This window comes from Bradyrhizobium sp. WYCCWR 13022 (assembly GCF_030435535.1).
In the GTDB taxonomy this organism is placed as follows: domain Bacteria; phylum Pseudomonadota; class Alphaproteobacteria; order Rhizobiales; family Xanthobacteraceae; genus Bradyrhizobium.
Genome location: NZ_JAUIZJ010000007.1, coordinates 49,715 through 63,721, shown reverse-complemented (window position 1 = coordinate 63,721; position 14,007 = coordinate 49,715). Strand labels below are relative to the sequence as shown.

Here is a 14,007-nt window from a genome sequence, read left to right as displayed (position 1 = left end):
GCAGAATTGCTGACCGAAATGGCTCGATCTTGCGTTGGCCGGCATGCTCTTTCGATAGAGCCGCCATCTTTATCCTTCTGTCAGAATTCGATCGAGCCTCAAACGGTGTCGATGATCGGTCAGCAGGCGTGCGCCACCCAGAACGGCAGCCAGCGTTCCCATCCCGGTCCCACCGGCGATCAGGAACATGATCAGCAATTGATATTTGACCGCATCGACAGGCTCGACGCCCGCAAGAATCTGGCCGGTCATCATCCCCGGCAGCGAAACGAGCCCGATCGCCGCCATGCTGTTCATGATCGGCATGAAGCCGCTTCTCAGCGCGTCCCGTATTATGGGCAGCAGGGCTTGGTGTCGGGTGCCGCCGAGCGCAAGACAAGCCTCTACGGCGGCTCGTTCGCGCACCAAGCTGTTGGTCAGCACGTCCAGGCCCAGACTTATTCCGGTCATGGTGTTGCCGAGCATCATGCCCAGCAACGGCAGCGCATAGCGCGGATGATACCAAGGATCTGGACGCAACTCCGTCAGGAGCGCAAACATCGTGACGGTGCCGGCCGCGAGCAGCGTGCATGCGGCACCCAGACCGTACTTCCAAACGCCCGGAAGGCGCCGCTTCTGCCGCGCGACGATCTCCCGCGAAGCGAAGAAGACCATGACCAGGGCGGCGAGGGCAGTCCAGAACGGCGACACCGCAGCAAACAGGAACGTCAGCACGTATCCGACGAGGACGAGCTGAACCACCATGCGCACGGTCGCAATGGCCAGTTGCTTCTCAAGCTTGAGGCGGAGAACAAGCGAGAGGACGCCATCCATGACGACAAGGAGCGCAGGTAGGACCAGATCGCCGTACGAAAGCTGGATGTAGGTCACGGCTGGCTTTCCTGGATCCTACCGTCGGGTGTCATCGCGAATATTCTTGACCCGACACGGCGAGCTTGGGCGTCGTCGTGGGTGCTCCAGAGGACACTCGTTCCATCCGCCATGCGTTCGGCAATCAGAGCTTCAACGGCCGCAGCGGATGCGGGGTCGAGGCCCGAGGTCGGTTCGTCCAGCAGAAGCACCCGCGATCGCAGCATGAGCGCCCGCACAAGCCCCAATCGCTGTCTCTCGCCGGTCGAAATTCTTTGGATCGACCACGGTCCGCAGTCCTCCGGCAGCCCCAGGCGCGTAACCAACGGCAGGGCATCGTCCCAGGACGTGAAGTGCTCCTGCACGGTGTCGGACCACCAGCCAGGCTCGGCTGCGAGATAGGTTACTTGTTTTCGCCAGGCGGGGGCTGGCATCGCTTCTCTGGGCGTTCCATCCAGCTTGACCGTTCCTTCGTTGGGATCGAGGTCCGCGACGGAGCGGAGCAGCAAAGTCTTTCCTACTCCGGAGGGTCCTTGCAGGGCGACGCATTCGCCGTCCTGCAGGTCGAATGACACGGAGATGTGCAGGCGCTTGAGCCCGCTGACCGTCAGCATACGTCAGAGCTTTAGCTGGAGCCGATCGGCAACCCGCCTGGCGATCTCCGCCGGCGCCTCGCCCGGGTAGGGATGCACCGAACTGACGTTGATCTCGCCGAGTACGTAGCTGTCGCTCCCGTCGGCTTGGACCGGGCCGAGCATGAAATCGGCGTCCCAGATCGCAGGTAGGTCGTCTCGCGCGATATCCAGCAATGACGTTAGCTGCGGCGTCCACTCGTCCTCCATCAACCGGCGCAGCCGCTGGAAGTGCGGGTCAGCGTTCGACGTGTAGAGCCGCGGTCCGGCGTCAGATCGCGCGGCCGGCGAGTCGACCAGGGCTTTGACCTTGTGGTGGCCGAAGCCGGCACAGCGATCGCCTGCCATGTAGCAGCGGACCACGCCCTCGCTCAGGCGAGGCTGGAACGCCTGGTCGATGACACTGCCGTTCTCGAAATACTCCGCACAGCGACGAAGAAAATCATCCAGCGTCAGTTCCTCGGGCGCGTCCTTGGTCGCATCCAGCACCTTGATCATGGAGGAGGTCGGCAACTTCTCGACCTTCCAGACGCCTTGGCCGCCGTTGCCCCGGTTGCGTTTGATCACGCGCGGGCCGGCGGCGAGCCGCGTTGGCAACTCGGCGTGCATGGCCGCAGCGGTTTGATATAGCGCTGTGTCGCTTCCCCATCCCATCGAGCGGGTATGATAGAGAACCTCCTTGGTGCCCATCTTGAGGATGACATCGGGATGGGTACTCACCCACACGCCCTGCGCGGCGACGTCGCGCAGCAGCGCGTCGAGACTGGCGCGGTTTCGGCCGTCTTGAATCGGGTTGACCCAGACGAGCACTCCGTCCACCGCGAGCAGTTGTTCGCGGACGGTGTCGGCGAAACTTTCGTCGTAGATCGCAGGGCGCCCGTCGACGCCGACGGCGGCCAGCGCCTCGAAGACGTCGACGAAGCGGCCGTTTTTCGAGGTCGCGTCTCGGCGCGCGGCGGCATCTCCTCGCGAGAGGATGGCGACGGTGCGTCGGGAAGAGGGATGCTTCTCGGTATTCATGCGCAAGCTCCACGTGTTGCGTGCTGCGCAGAACTTGGACCGAAGTCTCGCCGGGAGTCTGCTTGATCCCGGACCGGCAGTCTACGTGAGGTCGTTAGGTGCCAGCAAGTGGTCAATCTTATCCTCGTAAGCTAAGTCGGGAAGCCAGCGCCGAGATCAACTTCGTTCCATCCGATCATAAAATCTTCGTGACGTCGGGCCGATAATTATTGGAGGCCCTTGGCTCACGCGGGTTGACAGCCCCGCCGTCTGGGCATCTATTTGCGCCACGGGGATGTGCGATCTCCCCGCGAGGCGTCATGCCCAAGAATCGCGTCCTGATCACCAAGGGCGCAGCATGTCAGCTCTCTACACCTCCAGTTCACCTGACAAACCATCTCGATTGATAGGCACGGCGGCCGCGCCGATACTCATCGATGTGCGCATCGATGAGTACTTCTCGGTCGATGCACGCCTGATTCCCGGCGCGGTGCGGCCGACGAACAAGGCCAAGTGAGCCCGGAGGGAGGAACAACTTCTGGGGCAGGGACAACCAGGAGATCAGACATGCGGATATCGATGATCTATCAGGCAGCGCTCTTCGTAGCGCTAGCGATGGGCCTCTCGCCCGCCCACGCCCTGACCCAGGAAGAGCTGGTCGCCAAGATTCAGGCGGCCGGCTATTCGCAGGTGAAAGACGTCAAGTCGACGGCCGAAGGTACCACCGCCAAGGCGGTGAAGGACGGCAAGCCGGTGACGCTCGTCGTCGACAGCAGCGGCCAGATCAAAGAACGCGACTGAGCTCGAGGAGCAGTACGATGAAACGGACAATTTACGCGCTGATCGTGCTCGGCGCCTGGCTCCTGGCACTTGCCTCCGGCTCATTCGTTTCGGCGGCACATGCGCAGAGCGTCGACTGGCAGAAAGTCGATGAGACGCTGGGACGCAAGCCCGCCGTCTCGGACGACGTCCATCGCTACGGCTTTCCCCGGACCGATCTGTCGGTGACGCTGGACGGCGTGGCAATCAAGCCTGCGCTGGCGCTCGGCGGTTGGGTCGCGTTCAAGCCGGGGCACGGCGGCGCCATGGTCATGGGCGACCTTGTGCTGCTCGAGACCGAGATCAACCCCGTGATGGCGAAGATGATCGCGAACGGTCTCGAGATCACCGCCGTACACAACCATCTGCTGCGGGCGAGCCCGGCGACGTTCTACATGCACGTCGCCGGCCACGGCGACCCCGTCAAGCTGGCCTCGGCGATCCACGATGCGTTGGCCGAGAGCAAGACGCCGCTGACGGTCGCGGCGCCGGCGAGCCCGCCGCCGGCCGTCGATCTCGACACCGCAAAGCTCGACCAAATCATCGGCGTGAAGGGCCAGGCCAACGGAGGCGTATACCAGTTCAACGTCAAGCGGCGCGACCCGATCACGCAGGATGGGATGCCGTTGACCCCCGTCGGTCCGATGGGCGTCGCGATCGGCATCAACTTCCAGCCAACGGGAGGCGGGAAGGCGGCTATCACGGGCGACTTCGTGCTGACCGGCGACGAGGTCAACCCGGTCATCCTGGCGCTGCGGGCACACGGCATCGAGGTGACCGCGCTGCACAGCCACATGCTCGACGAGCAGCCCAGGCTGTTCTTCATGCACTTTTGGGCGAACGACGACGCAGTGAAGCTTGCCGAAGGCTTGCGCGCGGCACTCGACAAGACTGCCAGTACGAAGAGTTGAGCCAAGGATTGAGGGAAGGAGCCGCCCGATGCCCTACGAAACCAAACCGCTGCCGTTCGACCCGAAATCGATCAGCGGGATCTCTGAAAAGGCGCTCGTCAGCCACTATGAGAACAACTACGACGGCGCGGTGAAGCGGCTCAACGCCATCAGCGTGCAATTCGCCGAGCTGGATTTCGCCAAGGCGCCGAACTTCGTCATCAACGGGCTCAAACGTAAAGAGCTGATCGCCGCAAATTCGATGATCCTGCATGAGATCTACTTCGATGGTCTCGGCGGCGCCAGCAAGCCGGGCGGCGCGCTCGCCGAGGGAAAGCTAAGGAGTCGAGGTGAAGGGAATGAGAAAACTCGCTGTGCAGTGTCGGGATTGGTCGGTCTGATTGCCGGCGCACAGACAGGTCGCGCGCAGACGTGCAAGGTCTGCGCCGAGCAGCGGCGGCTTGCATGAAGAACTACGCCGGCCCCGCCTGCAAGACCGAGTACTAGATGTGTCTGAAGCTTTGGGGATCCGCGACCTCCCCATCAGGTGGATAGGGCGAAGGACTGATAGAGACCCAACGACGTTACCCGACGTCGAATCTGCTCCAGCAGCCTCTTTTTGCTTGGCCAAACCATCGGCGCGGTGATCGCTGAGAACAGGGCATCGACGGTAAAATAGACGGCAGCGATAGCGAACAGCGATGTGTCCCAGACGCGCGCCATTTTTGTCCTCCAACCAGAGAAGGCGCATGACGCCAAGAGGTTCCGCAGGCCGCTCCGCCGTTCGAGCTCGAATGAGGGAAGCCTGCATCGCTGCGAATCCCGTTCTTTTTTGTGGCTGATCGGCCCAAAGCGCAACCTTTGAGCAGTGACTGCGAGGCCGGTGGAACTCGCGGGCGTGGTGGTCGTTGCATGGCCGCGGCAGCAGCAGTAGCGGGTAGGAGAACACGTGAACCGACGGCAACTTGTTCAAGGGTCGGCGTTGCTGCCGGCGTTGCTGCTCGCCTCGCGCAGCGGTTACGCCGGCGCGTCGGATGACGCGTTTGGGTCGTCCACGGTGAGGGATTTGGCCCGCATGCTCGCAGGCAAGCCGTTCGAGGCGCCCGACGAGAAGCTGACCGGCGGCTTGAACGACCTCGACTACGATCAGTACCGTTCGATCCGCTTCCTGCCCGAGCGCGCGCTCTGGCGCGGCAAGAATCTCCCGTTCGAGGCGCAGTTCTTCCATCGCGGCTTCTTCTACAAGAACCGGGTGAACATCTTCGAGGTCGCGGACGGAAAGGCCACCGAGATCAAATACCGCAAGGAGGACTTTTCCTTCGGCGAGAAGGTGCCCGCGTTCGAGGAGACCGATCTCGGCTTCGCCGGCTTCCGCATCCACGCGCCGATCAACCGCCCTGACTACTACGACGAGTTCTGCGTTTTTCTGGGCGCGAGCTACTTCCGCGCCGTGGCCAAGGGGCAGACGTACGGGCTTTCCGCGCGGGGACTTTCAATCGATACCGGCGAGGCCAAGGGGGAGGAATTTCCGTTGTTCAAGGCGTTCTGGCTCGAGCGGCCCGCGCCGGGTGCGACCTCGATGGTCATCCATGCCTTGCTTGACAGTAAAAGTTGCGTAGCGAGCTACCGCTTCACCGTGCGGCCGGGGGACACGACGGTCTTCGACGTCGAGATGTCGGTCTACCCGCGGGTCGAAATGCCGCGGGTCGGTCTCGCGCCCATGACGAGCATGTTCTTCTACGGTCCGAACGATCGCAACGACATCGACGATTTCCGCCCGTCCGTACACGATTCCGACGGCCTCGCGATCTTCAACGGCAAAGGCGAGAGCCTGTGGCGGCCGCTTAGCAACCCCCGCGATCTGCAGATCAGCACCTTCCAGGATCTCAATCCCCGTGGCTTCGGGCTGATGCAGCGGGAGAGAAACTTCTTCGCCTACCAGGACATCGAATCCAGCTTCGAAAAGCGTCCAAGTCTCTGGATGGAGCCGATCGGCGATTGGGCCGAGGGCGGCGTCATGCTGTTCGAGATTCCGACCAAGGAAGAGGTCCACGACAACATCGCCGCATTTTGGCGGCCGAAGAATCCGCTGCAGGCAAAGGGCGAACACAACTACACCTACCGGCTGCACTGGGGACCGGACAGTCCGAAACCGCATTCGCTGGCCCGCTTCACGCGAAGCGGGATAGGGGCGAGGGGCGAACACGCCCGCCTCTTCGTCCTCGATCTGGTTGGCGACAATCTGAAGAGCATCGATCCGGCCGGCGTCAAAGGCGTTGTGACGGCGGAGAAATCCGAGGTGAAGAACATCGTCACGCAGCCCAATCCGTACACCGGCGGTTGGCGGCTGAGCTTCCAGTGCCAGGTGAAGGGGGAGCCGATCGAGTTGCGGGCGTTTCTGACCGAAGGTGACAAGCCCTTGTCGGAAGTCTGGGTCTACCGATGGGCACCCTGAACACGGCGCCACGGCCGGTCGCAAGCAATATCGCGACCCAACGCCTGCTGCCGCGCGAGTCACCCCTTCCCATGGCTCCTGGCGACCTCGGAAAGAACCGGGTCCCCGACCGTATTCCTGCGGCGTTCGGCTCCGCGATGGCCTGGCGACGCGGCCTCATCCTGCTCGCGACGGCGGCGCTCACGGGGGCCGGCGGCTATGAGATGTATCGCGTGCTGGAGGTCGGAGGCGTCACCGTCCTCGAAGCCATGGTACTGGCGCTCTTTCTGATCCTGCTCGCCTGGGTCGCCTTCTCGTTCGCATCCGCACTTGCCGGCTTCTTTGTGCTGCTGGCCCACCGTGCGGGCGCCTTCGCGCCGGATGCGGAGCTGCCTGCGATCGCAAGCCGCACGGCCATGCTGCTTCCCACCTATAACGAGGACCCCCACCGATTGACGGCCAGGCTGCGCGCGATCATCGAATCCTTGGAAGCGACGAACCATGGAGAGCTGTTCGACTGGTATGTTCTGAGCGACAGCACCGATCCGGACATCTGGGTCGCCGAAGAAAAGGCACTGCTCGCATTGCGGCAGGCCGTCGGCGCATCGCGGCTGTACTATCGTCACCGCGCCGACAACACGGCGCGCAAAGCCGGCAACATCTCGGAGTGGATCACGCGGTTCGGCGCCGTCTACGACTTCATGATCGTGCTCGACGCCGACAGTCTCATGAGCGGGCAGACCATCGTCCGCTTGGTCCATGCGATCGAGACCAATCCCACCGCCGGCCTCGTCCAGTCGCTCCCCCTGATCGTCAATGCACGAAGTCTGTTCAGCCGCGTCCAGCAATTCGCGGGCAGGCTGTACGGGCCGATGATCGCCGCCGGCGTCGCCTGGTGGCACGGCTCCGAGGGCAACTACTGGGGCCACAACGCAATCATCCGGGTGAAGGCGTTCGCCGAAGCGGCAGCGCTGCCGCAACTGCGAGGGCCCAAGCCGTTCGGCGGGCACATCCTCAGCCACGATTTCGTCGAGGCCGCGCTGATGCGGCGGGCCGGGTGGGGCATCCACATGCTGCCGCTGCTCGGCGGAAGCTACGAAGAGGTGCCGCCTTCGCTGCTCGATTTCGCCGCGCGCGACCGACGCTGGTGCCAGGGCAATCTTCAGCATCTCGCCGTGGTCCCCGCGCGGGGGCTCCACTGGGTCTCGCGGCTGCATTTCATGGTAGGGATCGGAGCCTATCTGACGGCGCCGCTGTGGCTGCTGTTCCTGCTGCTGGGAATGCTGATCTCGCTGCAGGCCCGCTTCGTGCGGCCGGAGTATTTTCCCAAGGGCTTCTCGCTCTTTCCGACCTGGCCGGCCCAGGATCCCGTGCTCGCCATTTGGGTGTTCGTCGCCACCATGGGCCTGCTGCTGTTGCCGAAGCTGCTCAGCCTGCTTCTCGTGTGGATACGGGGCTCGGAGCGACGCCAATTCGGCGGGGCATTGCGAACCTCGGCCGGAGTTTTCGCAGAAATCATCGTGTCCGCGCTGATGGCGCCGGTGATGATGATCTTCCAGTCGATCGCGGTCGTCGAGATTCTAGCCGGCCGCGATGCGGGCTGGCAGACGCAGAGGCGCGACGACGGCACGGTCGAGCGCCGCGAACTGTATCGGAAATACGGCGTTCCAACCTTGTGCGGTGTTGCAATGGCGGCAAGCGCGTACGCCGTTTCGCTGCCCCTTCTGCTCTGGATGTCGCCGGTCATCGTTGGGCTGCTGTTCGCTGTTCCCATCGGCGCCCTGACTGCCAGGCCGGTGTCCGCCAAATTGTTCGTCACTCCCGAAGAACGAGAGCCGCCTCCGGTCCTGCGTCGGGCGAACGAACTAAGCGCGTCCGCGGAGCTAGGGGGCAGAGCCGCGCTGGTGCAATTGCGCGAAGACCCTGCGCTCCTGGCCTTCCACCTGGCGCAGCTTCCACCTCCGCGCACCGCCCGGCCTGACGCGGTCGATGCGAACCTAGCGGTCGGCCGCGCCAAGGTGGACGCGAGCGATACCTTTGAGGAAGCCTCAGCACATCTGTCCTCGCGGGAGGTCCTGTCGATCCTGAGCGACGGTCCAGTGCTCTCGACCGTGCTGCAGAAGCGTTGAGGGTCTGGTTTGCCGGGTGCGACTATCGGCGCGAGGCCAGAGTTGGGCCCGGAGACCTCGCCGGATCGGCGGAGCCGTTCTGCAGCACGGCGCGCCTTTCCGCAACCGCATGATCGAAGAGCTCGAGGACCAGGCCGAATGCGGCCATGTCCTCTTGTTCGATGGCTCCCTCGTCGTAGCACTTGAGGGTCTCGCCGATGATCGAATCGACCTCCCGCTGCGATTCCAGCAGGTCCTGTTCGGACCCGGCATCCCGAATCTCCGAGACCAGGGCGAGAATGCGATTGCGGTAGCCGGTGTTGTCATCCCGCTCGTCCCTGTTCAGATACCTGCGCAGCCAGGCGGCCGCCGAACCGATCCCGGACAGTAGAAGCAAAGCGAACCAGAAGTAGTCGCTGTACTTGTCCAGAAAGGTCCGCTCGGTCCCGTTGATGACCGCTGCGGCCCCCCTATGCACGGAGGGCTCCGCTTCCTTTTCCGTCTCGGGCTTGCTGATGTGCGCGGCGCCGGCGACACGTTGCATGATCGTGTCACGTACCGCGAACAGCTGCCGATAGAATGCCGCGGCTTTGGCTTCAGACAGTTCTTTTCTGGTCAAGATGAGATGATTGACGCTGATGGTGTCGACCTTGTCGTCCGGCCAGGCCGGGTTTGCGCAGAAGACGCTGCCAGGAATCTCTTCTGCTTCGTATCGGGGGTGCTTCAGGGCAATGGCTTCGGATGCGTCGACCGGAAGAAACTTCGGAGCTCCGCGCGACCGCGAGGTCGCGGCGATCGCGTCGGCAGTGATCTTGCTGTCGAGCGGACCGACCGCGAGATAGGCGTCGACCGTCGTGTCTTGCGCGAGTTTTTCGATCTCGTCGGTCCCGAATTGGACCGTCGCGACCTTGTCCGGTTCGACGCCGGAGCCGACCAGAATGGCGCGCAGGAGCGCGACGTTGGCGCCGGTCCTTCCGATGATTCCGACCTTGTGGCCGGCCAGATCGGCAATCTCTCCGATCTTACCGGTCGTCTTTTTCCGCGAGACCTTGCCCGGTCGTCCCGAGGGCGCCCACAGGACGACGTAGTTCTTCCGCAGCACGGCCAGTGTCTGCACGTCTGTCGGCATGCCGAGGTCGCCGCGACCAACTGCGAGGTCGGCCTTGCCGGCGCCCAGAAGCGCCAGGGACTCGGCCGCACCTTCGGTCGTGATCGGGGACAGCTTGATCGACCTGCTTTCCTCCCCGAAAGCCTCGGCCATCGCTTCGATCACCTGTTGGTCGTCGCTGCCTGCGGGGCCCACGGCGATCCGAAGGGTCTCGGGTTGCAAGGCGTAGAAGAGGGCAGCTGCGGCGGCGCCGAAAACGACAAAACCCAGAGCCAACACAAAGAGCAGCCTTCGTTGGCGCCGATCGTGAGCACTATTAACTGGGTCGGACGGTGACATCGGCAGAACCTACGTGAAGGAACGCCTGCGTTGGAGCCACAAGTGCGCCGCCTTTAACTTGGGCGAACCCGTCTTTGATCGCAATGTTCCGTCGCAGCACACTCATCTTGGTTCTCGCAGGATTTTTAGATTGCTCGGTGCACGTCTTGCACACACAGCCTTCTAACCGATTGAAAGAATTGAACTCTTGCTCCAATCCATCACTGCCGCCGTTGCAGATCTTCCGCGCCTGCTGACAGGGGTTATTTGCCGCTCCCGGACCGGCGAGCAGCCTGCCATTCCTCTCGCACTTCGGGCGTGCTGCCGCGCGGGTCGTTGTTCTTAAGCCGTTGGGGTCCGCGCAAACAACGAGAAGCATCCTGCAGTACAACCAGCACCTGGGCATCTCGCTCCGCTGCATCCGGCCGCCGCTGGCGCCGGCGAAGCTGCTGCGCCTCACGTTCCGACCTGCTGGAGCTCATAGACTGTAAGCCGAGCCTGGCCAATTCGCGGCGCGAAGATGAATAACGTAAAGTCGAAGGGCCAATAACAGACTCCGCACGTGGAATGGAGTCCACTTTTTGCCGAGGCTGCCTCCCTCGGCCACTCAACGGTAAACTCCTTGCGGGATGGCTGAAGATCTCGAAATCGCTGCCGCGTGCGATGCCGATCAGCGTCAGCCCGCTGGCCTCCACGGAAATACGGCTCGTGAGGATGACGGCGCCGGTACGGCCTGACACGCCCTGCGCGGCCAAGACACCGGCGAGCTTGTCCAACGCGTTGTGGCGTCCGACATCCTCGCGCAGGATCATGTCATCCCGACCGGGCCGGAAGAAGCCGGCGGCATGGGTGGCGCGCGTGGCGTGGTTAAGGATTTACCCCGCGTCAAGGCGCTCGATCGAGGTCCGGATCTCCTCTGGCGTCAGACAGATCTGCCGCGTGACGGCACGATGCATCCGGTTGGCTTCGGCCAGACTCTCAATATCGCACAAGCCGCAGCCTGTCGGACCGATCAGCTGCCGGCGCCGATCCTTCAGTCGGCGTCCGGCCTGCGGCCGCAGCCAGGTTCGCAGCTCGATTCCGTCGTCACCGGGGACGACCGACAACTCTTCGATCTCGCCGGGGTCCTCGATGAGCCCTTCGGTCAGGCTGAAGCCGAGCGCGAGATCGGTGAGATCGGAGGGCGTCGCCATCAGGACAGCCATAGTTGTGCCGTCAAAGACGAGCGCCACCGGACACTCGTCCGCAACGACGCGCTGGTCCAGCATTCCGCGCGAGGTCAGTCGGGGCATCCTGATCGAAGCTGTCGGGGCTGAGGTGCATTCACGTCGGGTTGAATGGCAGCCGTGCATGATGTTCGTCCTGCGACGAAGTATCGACGCGCCAGCGCGCCCAATGTTCCGAAAGCGTAGGAACCTTCGATCCCGCCTTCCGTTTCCCGTTGGGGGCTTGGAAGCGAAGGGCCCGCCATGCGGCAGAAAGCAAAAGTCGAAAATTACGATGCGCCCGCTGGTGGCTGGGGCTCGCTCAATGCCGTGATGCACATCCTCACCCAGGAGGAGATCGCGATCCTCGGCAGCGAGATCCTGCTGAAACAGAACAAGCCGGGCGGCTTCATGTGCGTCAGCTGCTCCTGGGCGAAGCCAGCAAATCCGCATCCCTTCGAATTCTGCGAGACGGCGCCAAAGCGACCGCCTGGGAGGTGACCGGTAAGACGGTCACGCCGGAGTTTTTCGCACAGCATACGCTCACCGAGCTGCGCGCCTGGTCCGATCATCAGCTGGACAGGTCGGCTGACCAAACCCATGCGCTATGATCCGGTCAGCGACAAATATGTCGCGGTCAACTGGAGCGAAGCGTTTCGCGAGATTGGCGCGGAGCTGCGCAATCTCGATCCCCGTTTGGTCATCATGTATACGTCCGGCCGTGCTTCGCTGGAGGCGAGCTACATGTACCAGTTGTTCGGCCGGATGTATGGCACTAACAATTTCCCCGACAGCTCCAACATGTGCCACGAGACGACGTCCGTGGCATTGCCGCAGGTGATCGGCGTTCCCGTCGGCACGGTGCAGCTGAAGGACCTTTCCGACACCGGCTGCATTTTCTTCTTCGGCCACAACACCACGACGAACGCGCCGCGCATGCTGCATCCGCTCCAGGAGGCAGCTCAGCGTGGCGTGCCGATCGTGACGTTCAATCCGCTCCGAGAGCGGGGACTCGAGCGCTTCGTCAATCCGCAGAACCCGCTGCAGATGATTGCGGGTGGCACGCGTATCAGTACACAATATCATCAGGTCCGTGTCGGCGGCGACGCTGCGGCGATCGTCGGCATCTGCAAATGTGTGATCGATCTGGACGATTTGGCACAAGCAAACGGATCGCCGCGCACGGTGGACGTCGATTTCATCGCGCAGCATACGTCGGGCTTCGACGAGTTCGCCGCGTTCTGTCGTGCACAGGACTGGAACGTAATCGAGCGCGCCTCCGGTCTGACGCGCGCCGCGATGATCGATGCCGCTAACGTCTATATGGCGGCCAATGCCGTGATCGCCAATTACGGCATGGGTGTGACTCAGCACAAGGACGGTGACGAAACCGCCAAGATGATTGTGAACCTGTTGCTGCTCCGCGGCAATATCGGCAAGCCCGGTGCTGGCATCTCGCCGATCCGCGGGCATTCCAACGTTCAGGGCCAGCGCACGGTCGGCATCTCCGAAAAGACGAAGCTGGTCCCGCTTGACAAGCTCGCCGAACTCTACGGGTTCGAGCCGCCGCGCTGGGACGGACTCACGACCGTGGACGCCTGCAAAGGTATTTTGAAAGCTGTCGTGCGCGGCTTCGTCGGTCTTGGTGGTAATATCGTGCGCGCGATCCCAGAGCGCTCGCTGATGGAGCCGGCCTGGTCCGGCCTGCGTCTATCTGTACAGATCGCGACAAAACTCAATCGCAGCCACATTGTGCCGGGCGAGGTCACGTACCTCCTGCCTTGCCTCGGTCGTATCGAGATCGATGAACAAGCCGGCGGCGCGCAGGCCGTGTCGATGGAGGATTCCACCGCCTGTATTCATGGCTCGCGCGGCCAACGCAAACCGGTACCGAACATGCCTTGTCTGAGCCGCGATCATCGCGGGTCTCGCCAAGGCAACCCTAAAGCCAAATCCCAACGTCGACTGGGACGCCTGGATCGCCGATTACGCGCGTTTGAGAGATGCGATCGAGCGTACCTATCCGGACCAGTTCAAGGATTTCAACAAGCGCATGTTCGAGCCGGGCGGCTTTCCTCGGCCGCTGGCGGCGCGCGAGCGCAAATGGAAGACGCCCAACGGCAAGGCCAACTTCACCGTGCCCAAGGCAACTTTCGCGCCGCTAAAGGAGAGCGACGGCGTCTATGAGTTGATGACCATACGCGCGGATGGGCAGTTCAACACCACGATTTATACCCAGGACGACCGCTTCCGCGGTATCCAGGGCAGCGGCTATGTCGTCCTGATGAATCCGGCGGACAAGGAGGCGGATGGGCTGAAATTCGGAGACACCGTCACATTGGTGACTGAGGCCAATGATGGTGTCGAGCGCAGCCTGCAGGGCGATGGATCCGGCGGGGCGCCTGCTCATTGTGGAGATGGCCGCCCGGCGACATCGCACATCCAGGAAAGATGCTCGATATGGTGATGCTGGTACAATTGGGGGGACGGGAACGAACCGCTTTGGAATACGCGTCACTCCTGAGCAAAGCAGGTTTCCGCCTAACGCAGGTGGTGCCAACCGATTCAGCAGCGAGCATCGTGGAAGCCGTGGCGGCTTGAGCGAGGGTGGATGTTGATTGGGCGCGCGCTTCGGGTCAAAATCA

The 14,007-nt window shown here is 62.8% G+C and carries 10 protein-coding genes and 4 pseudogenes; 8 read left to right on the top strand and 6 right to left on the bottom strand.

Going from position 1 to position 14,007, the window contains the following annotated elements:
* Nucleotides 1-69: 69 nt before the first annotated feature.
* Genes fetB through QY049_RS11935 form a run of 3 tightly spaced genes read right to left on the bottom strand, consistent with a single transcriptional unit; the run spans nucleotide 70 to nucleotide 2,501 of the window.
* Nucleotides 70-870 (bottom strand): iron export ABC transporter permease subunit FetB, encoded by an 801-nt coding sequence (fetB, locus tag QY049_RS11945; RefSeq protein ID WP_258766034.1) that lies wholly within the window; start codon nucleotides 868-870, stop codon nucleotides 70-72.
* Nucleotides 867-1,463, bottom strand: coding sequence for an ATP-binding cassette domain-containing protein (locus QY049_RS11940; RefSeq protein WP_258766035.1), 597 nt, complete (start codon nucleotides 1,461-1,463; stop codon nucleotides 867-869). The genes fetB and QY049_RS11940 overlap by 4 nt, the downstream gene beginning before the upstream one ends.
* Nucleotides 1,464-1,466: 3 nt before the next feature.
* Nucleotides 1,467-2,501 carry a Cj0069 family protein gene (locus QY049_RS11935; RefSeq protein ID WP_258766036.1) on the bottom strand — a complete coding sequence of 345 codons (1,035 nt, stop codon included), beginning with the start codon at nucleotides 2,499-2,501 and terminating at the stop codon, nucleotides 1,467-1,469.
* A gap of 337 nt (nucleotides 2,502-2,838) precedes the next feature.
* Here QY049_RS11935 and QY049_RS11930 point away from each other — a divergent pair.
* From QY049_RS11930 to QY049_RS11915, 4 genes and pseudogenes are all read left to right on the top strand, one after another.
* A pseudogene (locus tag QY049_RS11930) lies at nucleotides 2,839-2,976 on the top strand (sulfurtransferase); the annotation flags it as partial.
* A gap of 71 nt (nucleotides 2,977-3,047) precedes the next feature.
* Entirely contained in the window at nucleotides 3,048-3,281 is a 234-nt protein-coding gene (locus QY049_RS11925) for a PepSY domain-containing protein (RefSeq protein WP_258766037.1), read from the top strand.
* Between the two features lie 17 nt (nucleotides 3,282-3,298).
* Nucleotides 3,299-4,210 (top strand): DUF1259 domain-containing protein, encoded by a 912-nt coding sequence (locus QY049_RS11920; RefSeq protein WP_194481309.1) that lies wholly within the window; start codon nucleotides 3,299-3,301, stop codon nucleotides 4,208-4,210.
* 28 nt (nucleotides 4,211-4,238) lie between these two features.
* Nucleotides 4,239-4,520: pseudogene (locus QY049_RS11915) on the top strand (superoxide dismutase); the annotation flags it as partial.
* Nucleotides 4,521-4,732: 212 nt separating this feature from the next.
* On the opposite strand, the gene QY049_RS11910 reads toward QY049_RS11915, so the two are convergent.
* Nucleotides 4,733-4,912: a hypothetical protein gene (locus tag QY049_RS11910; RefSeq protein ID WP_194481311.1), complete on the bottom strand. Its 180-nt coding sequence runs from the start codon at nucleotides 4,910-4,912 to the stop codon at nucleotides 4,733-4,735.
* Between the two features lie 226 nt (nucleotides 4,913-5,138).
* Between QY049_RS11910 and QY049_RS11905 the strand changes: the two genes are divergently transcribed.
* Together QY049_RS11905 and mdoH are read left to right on the top strand one after the other, a co-directional pair.
* The gene (locus tag QY049_RS11905; RefSeq protein ID WP_258766038.1) at nucleotides 5,139-6,644 is read left to right on the top strand and encodes a glucan biosynthesis protein G; all 1,506 of its coding nucleotides are present in this window, start codon (nucleotides 5,139-5,141) and stop codon (nucleotides 6,642-6,644) included.
* Nucleotides 6,632-8,752, top strand: coding sequence for a glucans biosynthesis glucosyltransferase MdoH (gene mdoH, locus QY049_RS11900; protein WP_194481314.1), 2,121 nt, complete (start codon nucleotides 6,632-6,634; stop codon nucleotides 8,750-8,752). Before QY049_RS11905 ends, mdoH begins: the two co-directional genes overlap by 13 nt.
* Nucleotides 8,753-8,774: 22 nt before the next feature.
* Here mdoH and QY049_RS11895 read toward each other — a convergent pair whose 3' ends face one another.
* Both QY049_RS11895 and QY049_RS11890 read right to left on the bottom strand, forming a co-directional pair.
* Nucleotides 8,775-10,178 (bottom strand): TAXI family TRAP transporter solute-binding subunit, encoded by a 1,404-nt coding sequence (locus QY049_RS11895; RefSeq protein ID WP_258766039.1) that lies wholly within the window; start codon nucleotides 10,176-10,178, stop codon nucleotides 8,775-8,777.
* Nucleotides 10,179-10,420: 242 nt separating this feature from the next.
* Nucleotides 10,421-11,425 (bottom strand): annotated as a pseudogene (locus QY049_RS11890) (formate dehydrogenase accessory sulfurtransferase FdhD).
* 201 nt (nucleotides 11,426-11,626) lie between these two features.
* On the opposite strand from QY049_RS11890, the pseudogene QY049_RS11885 reads away from it, so the two are divergent.
* Nucleotides 11,627-13,739: pseudogene (locus QY049_RS11885) on the top strand (FdhF/YdeP family oxidoreductase); the annotation flags it as partial.
* A 74-nt stretch (nucleotides 13,740-13,813) separates the two neighbouring features.
* Nucleotides 13,814-13,963 carry a methyltransferase gene (locus tag QY049_RS38985; RefSeq protein ID WP_367401184.1) on the top strand — a complete coding sequence of 50 codons (150 nt, stop codon included), beginning with the start codon at nucleotides 13,814-13,816 and terminating at the stop codon, nucleotides 13,961-13,963.
* Nucleotides 13,964-14,007 lie beyond the last annotated feature (44 nt).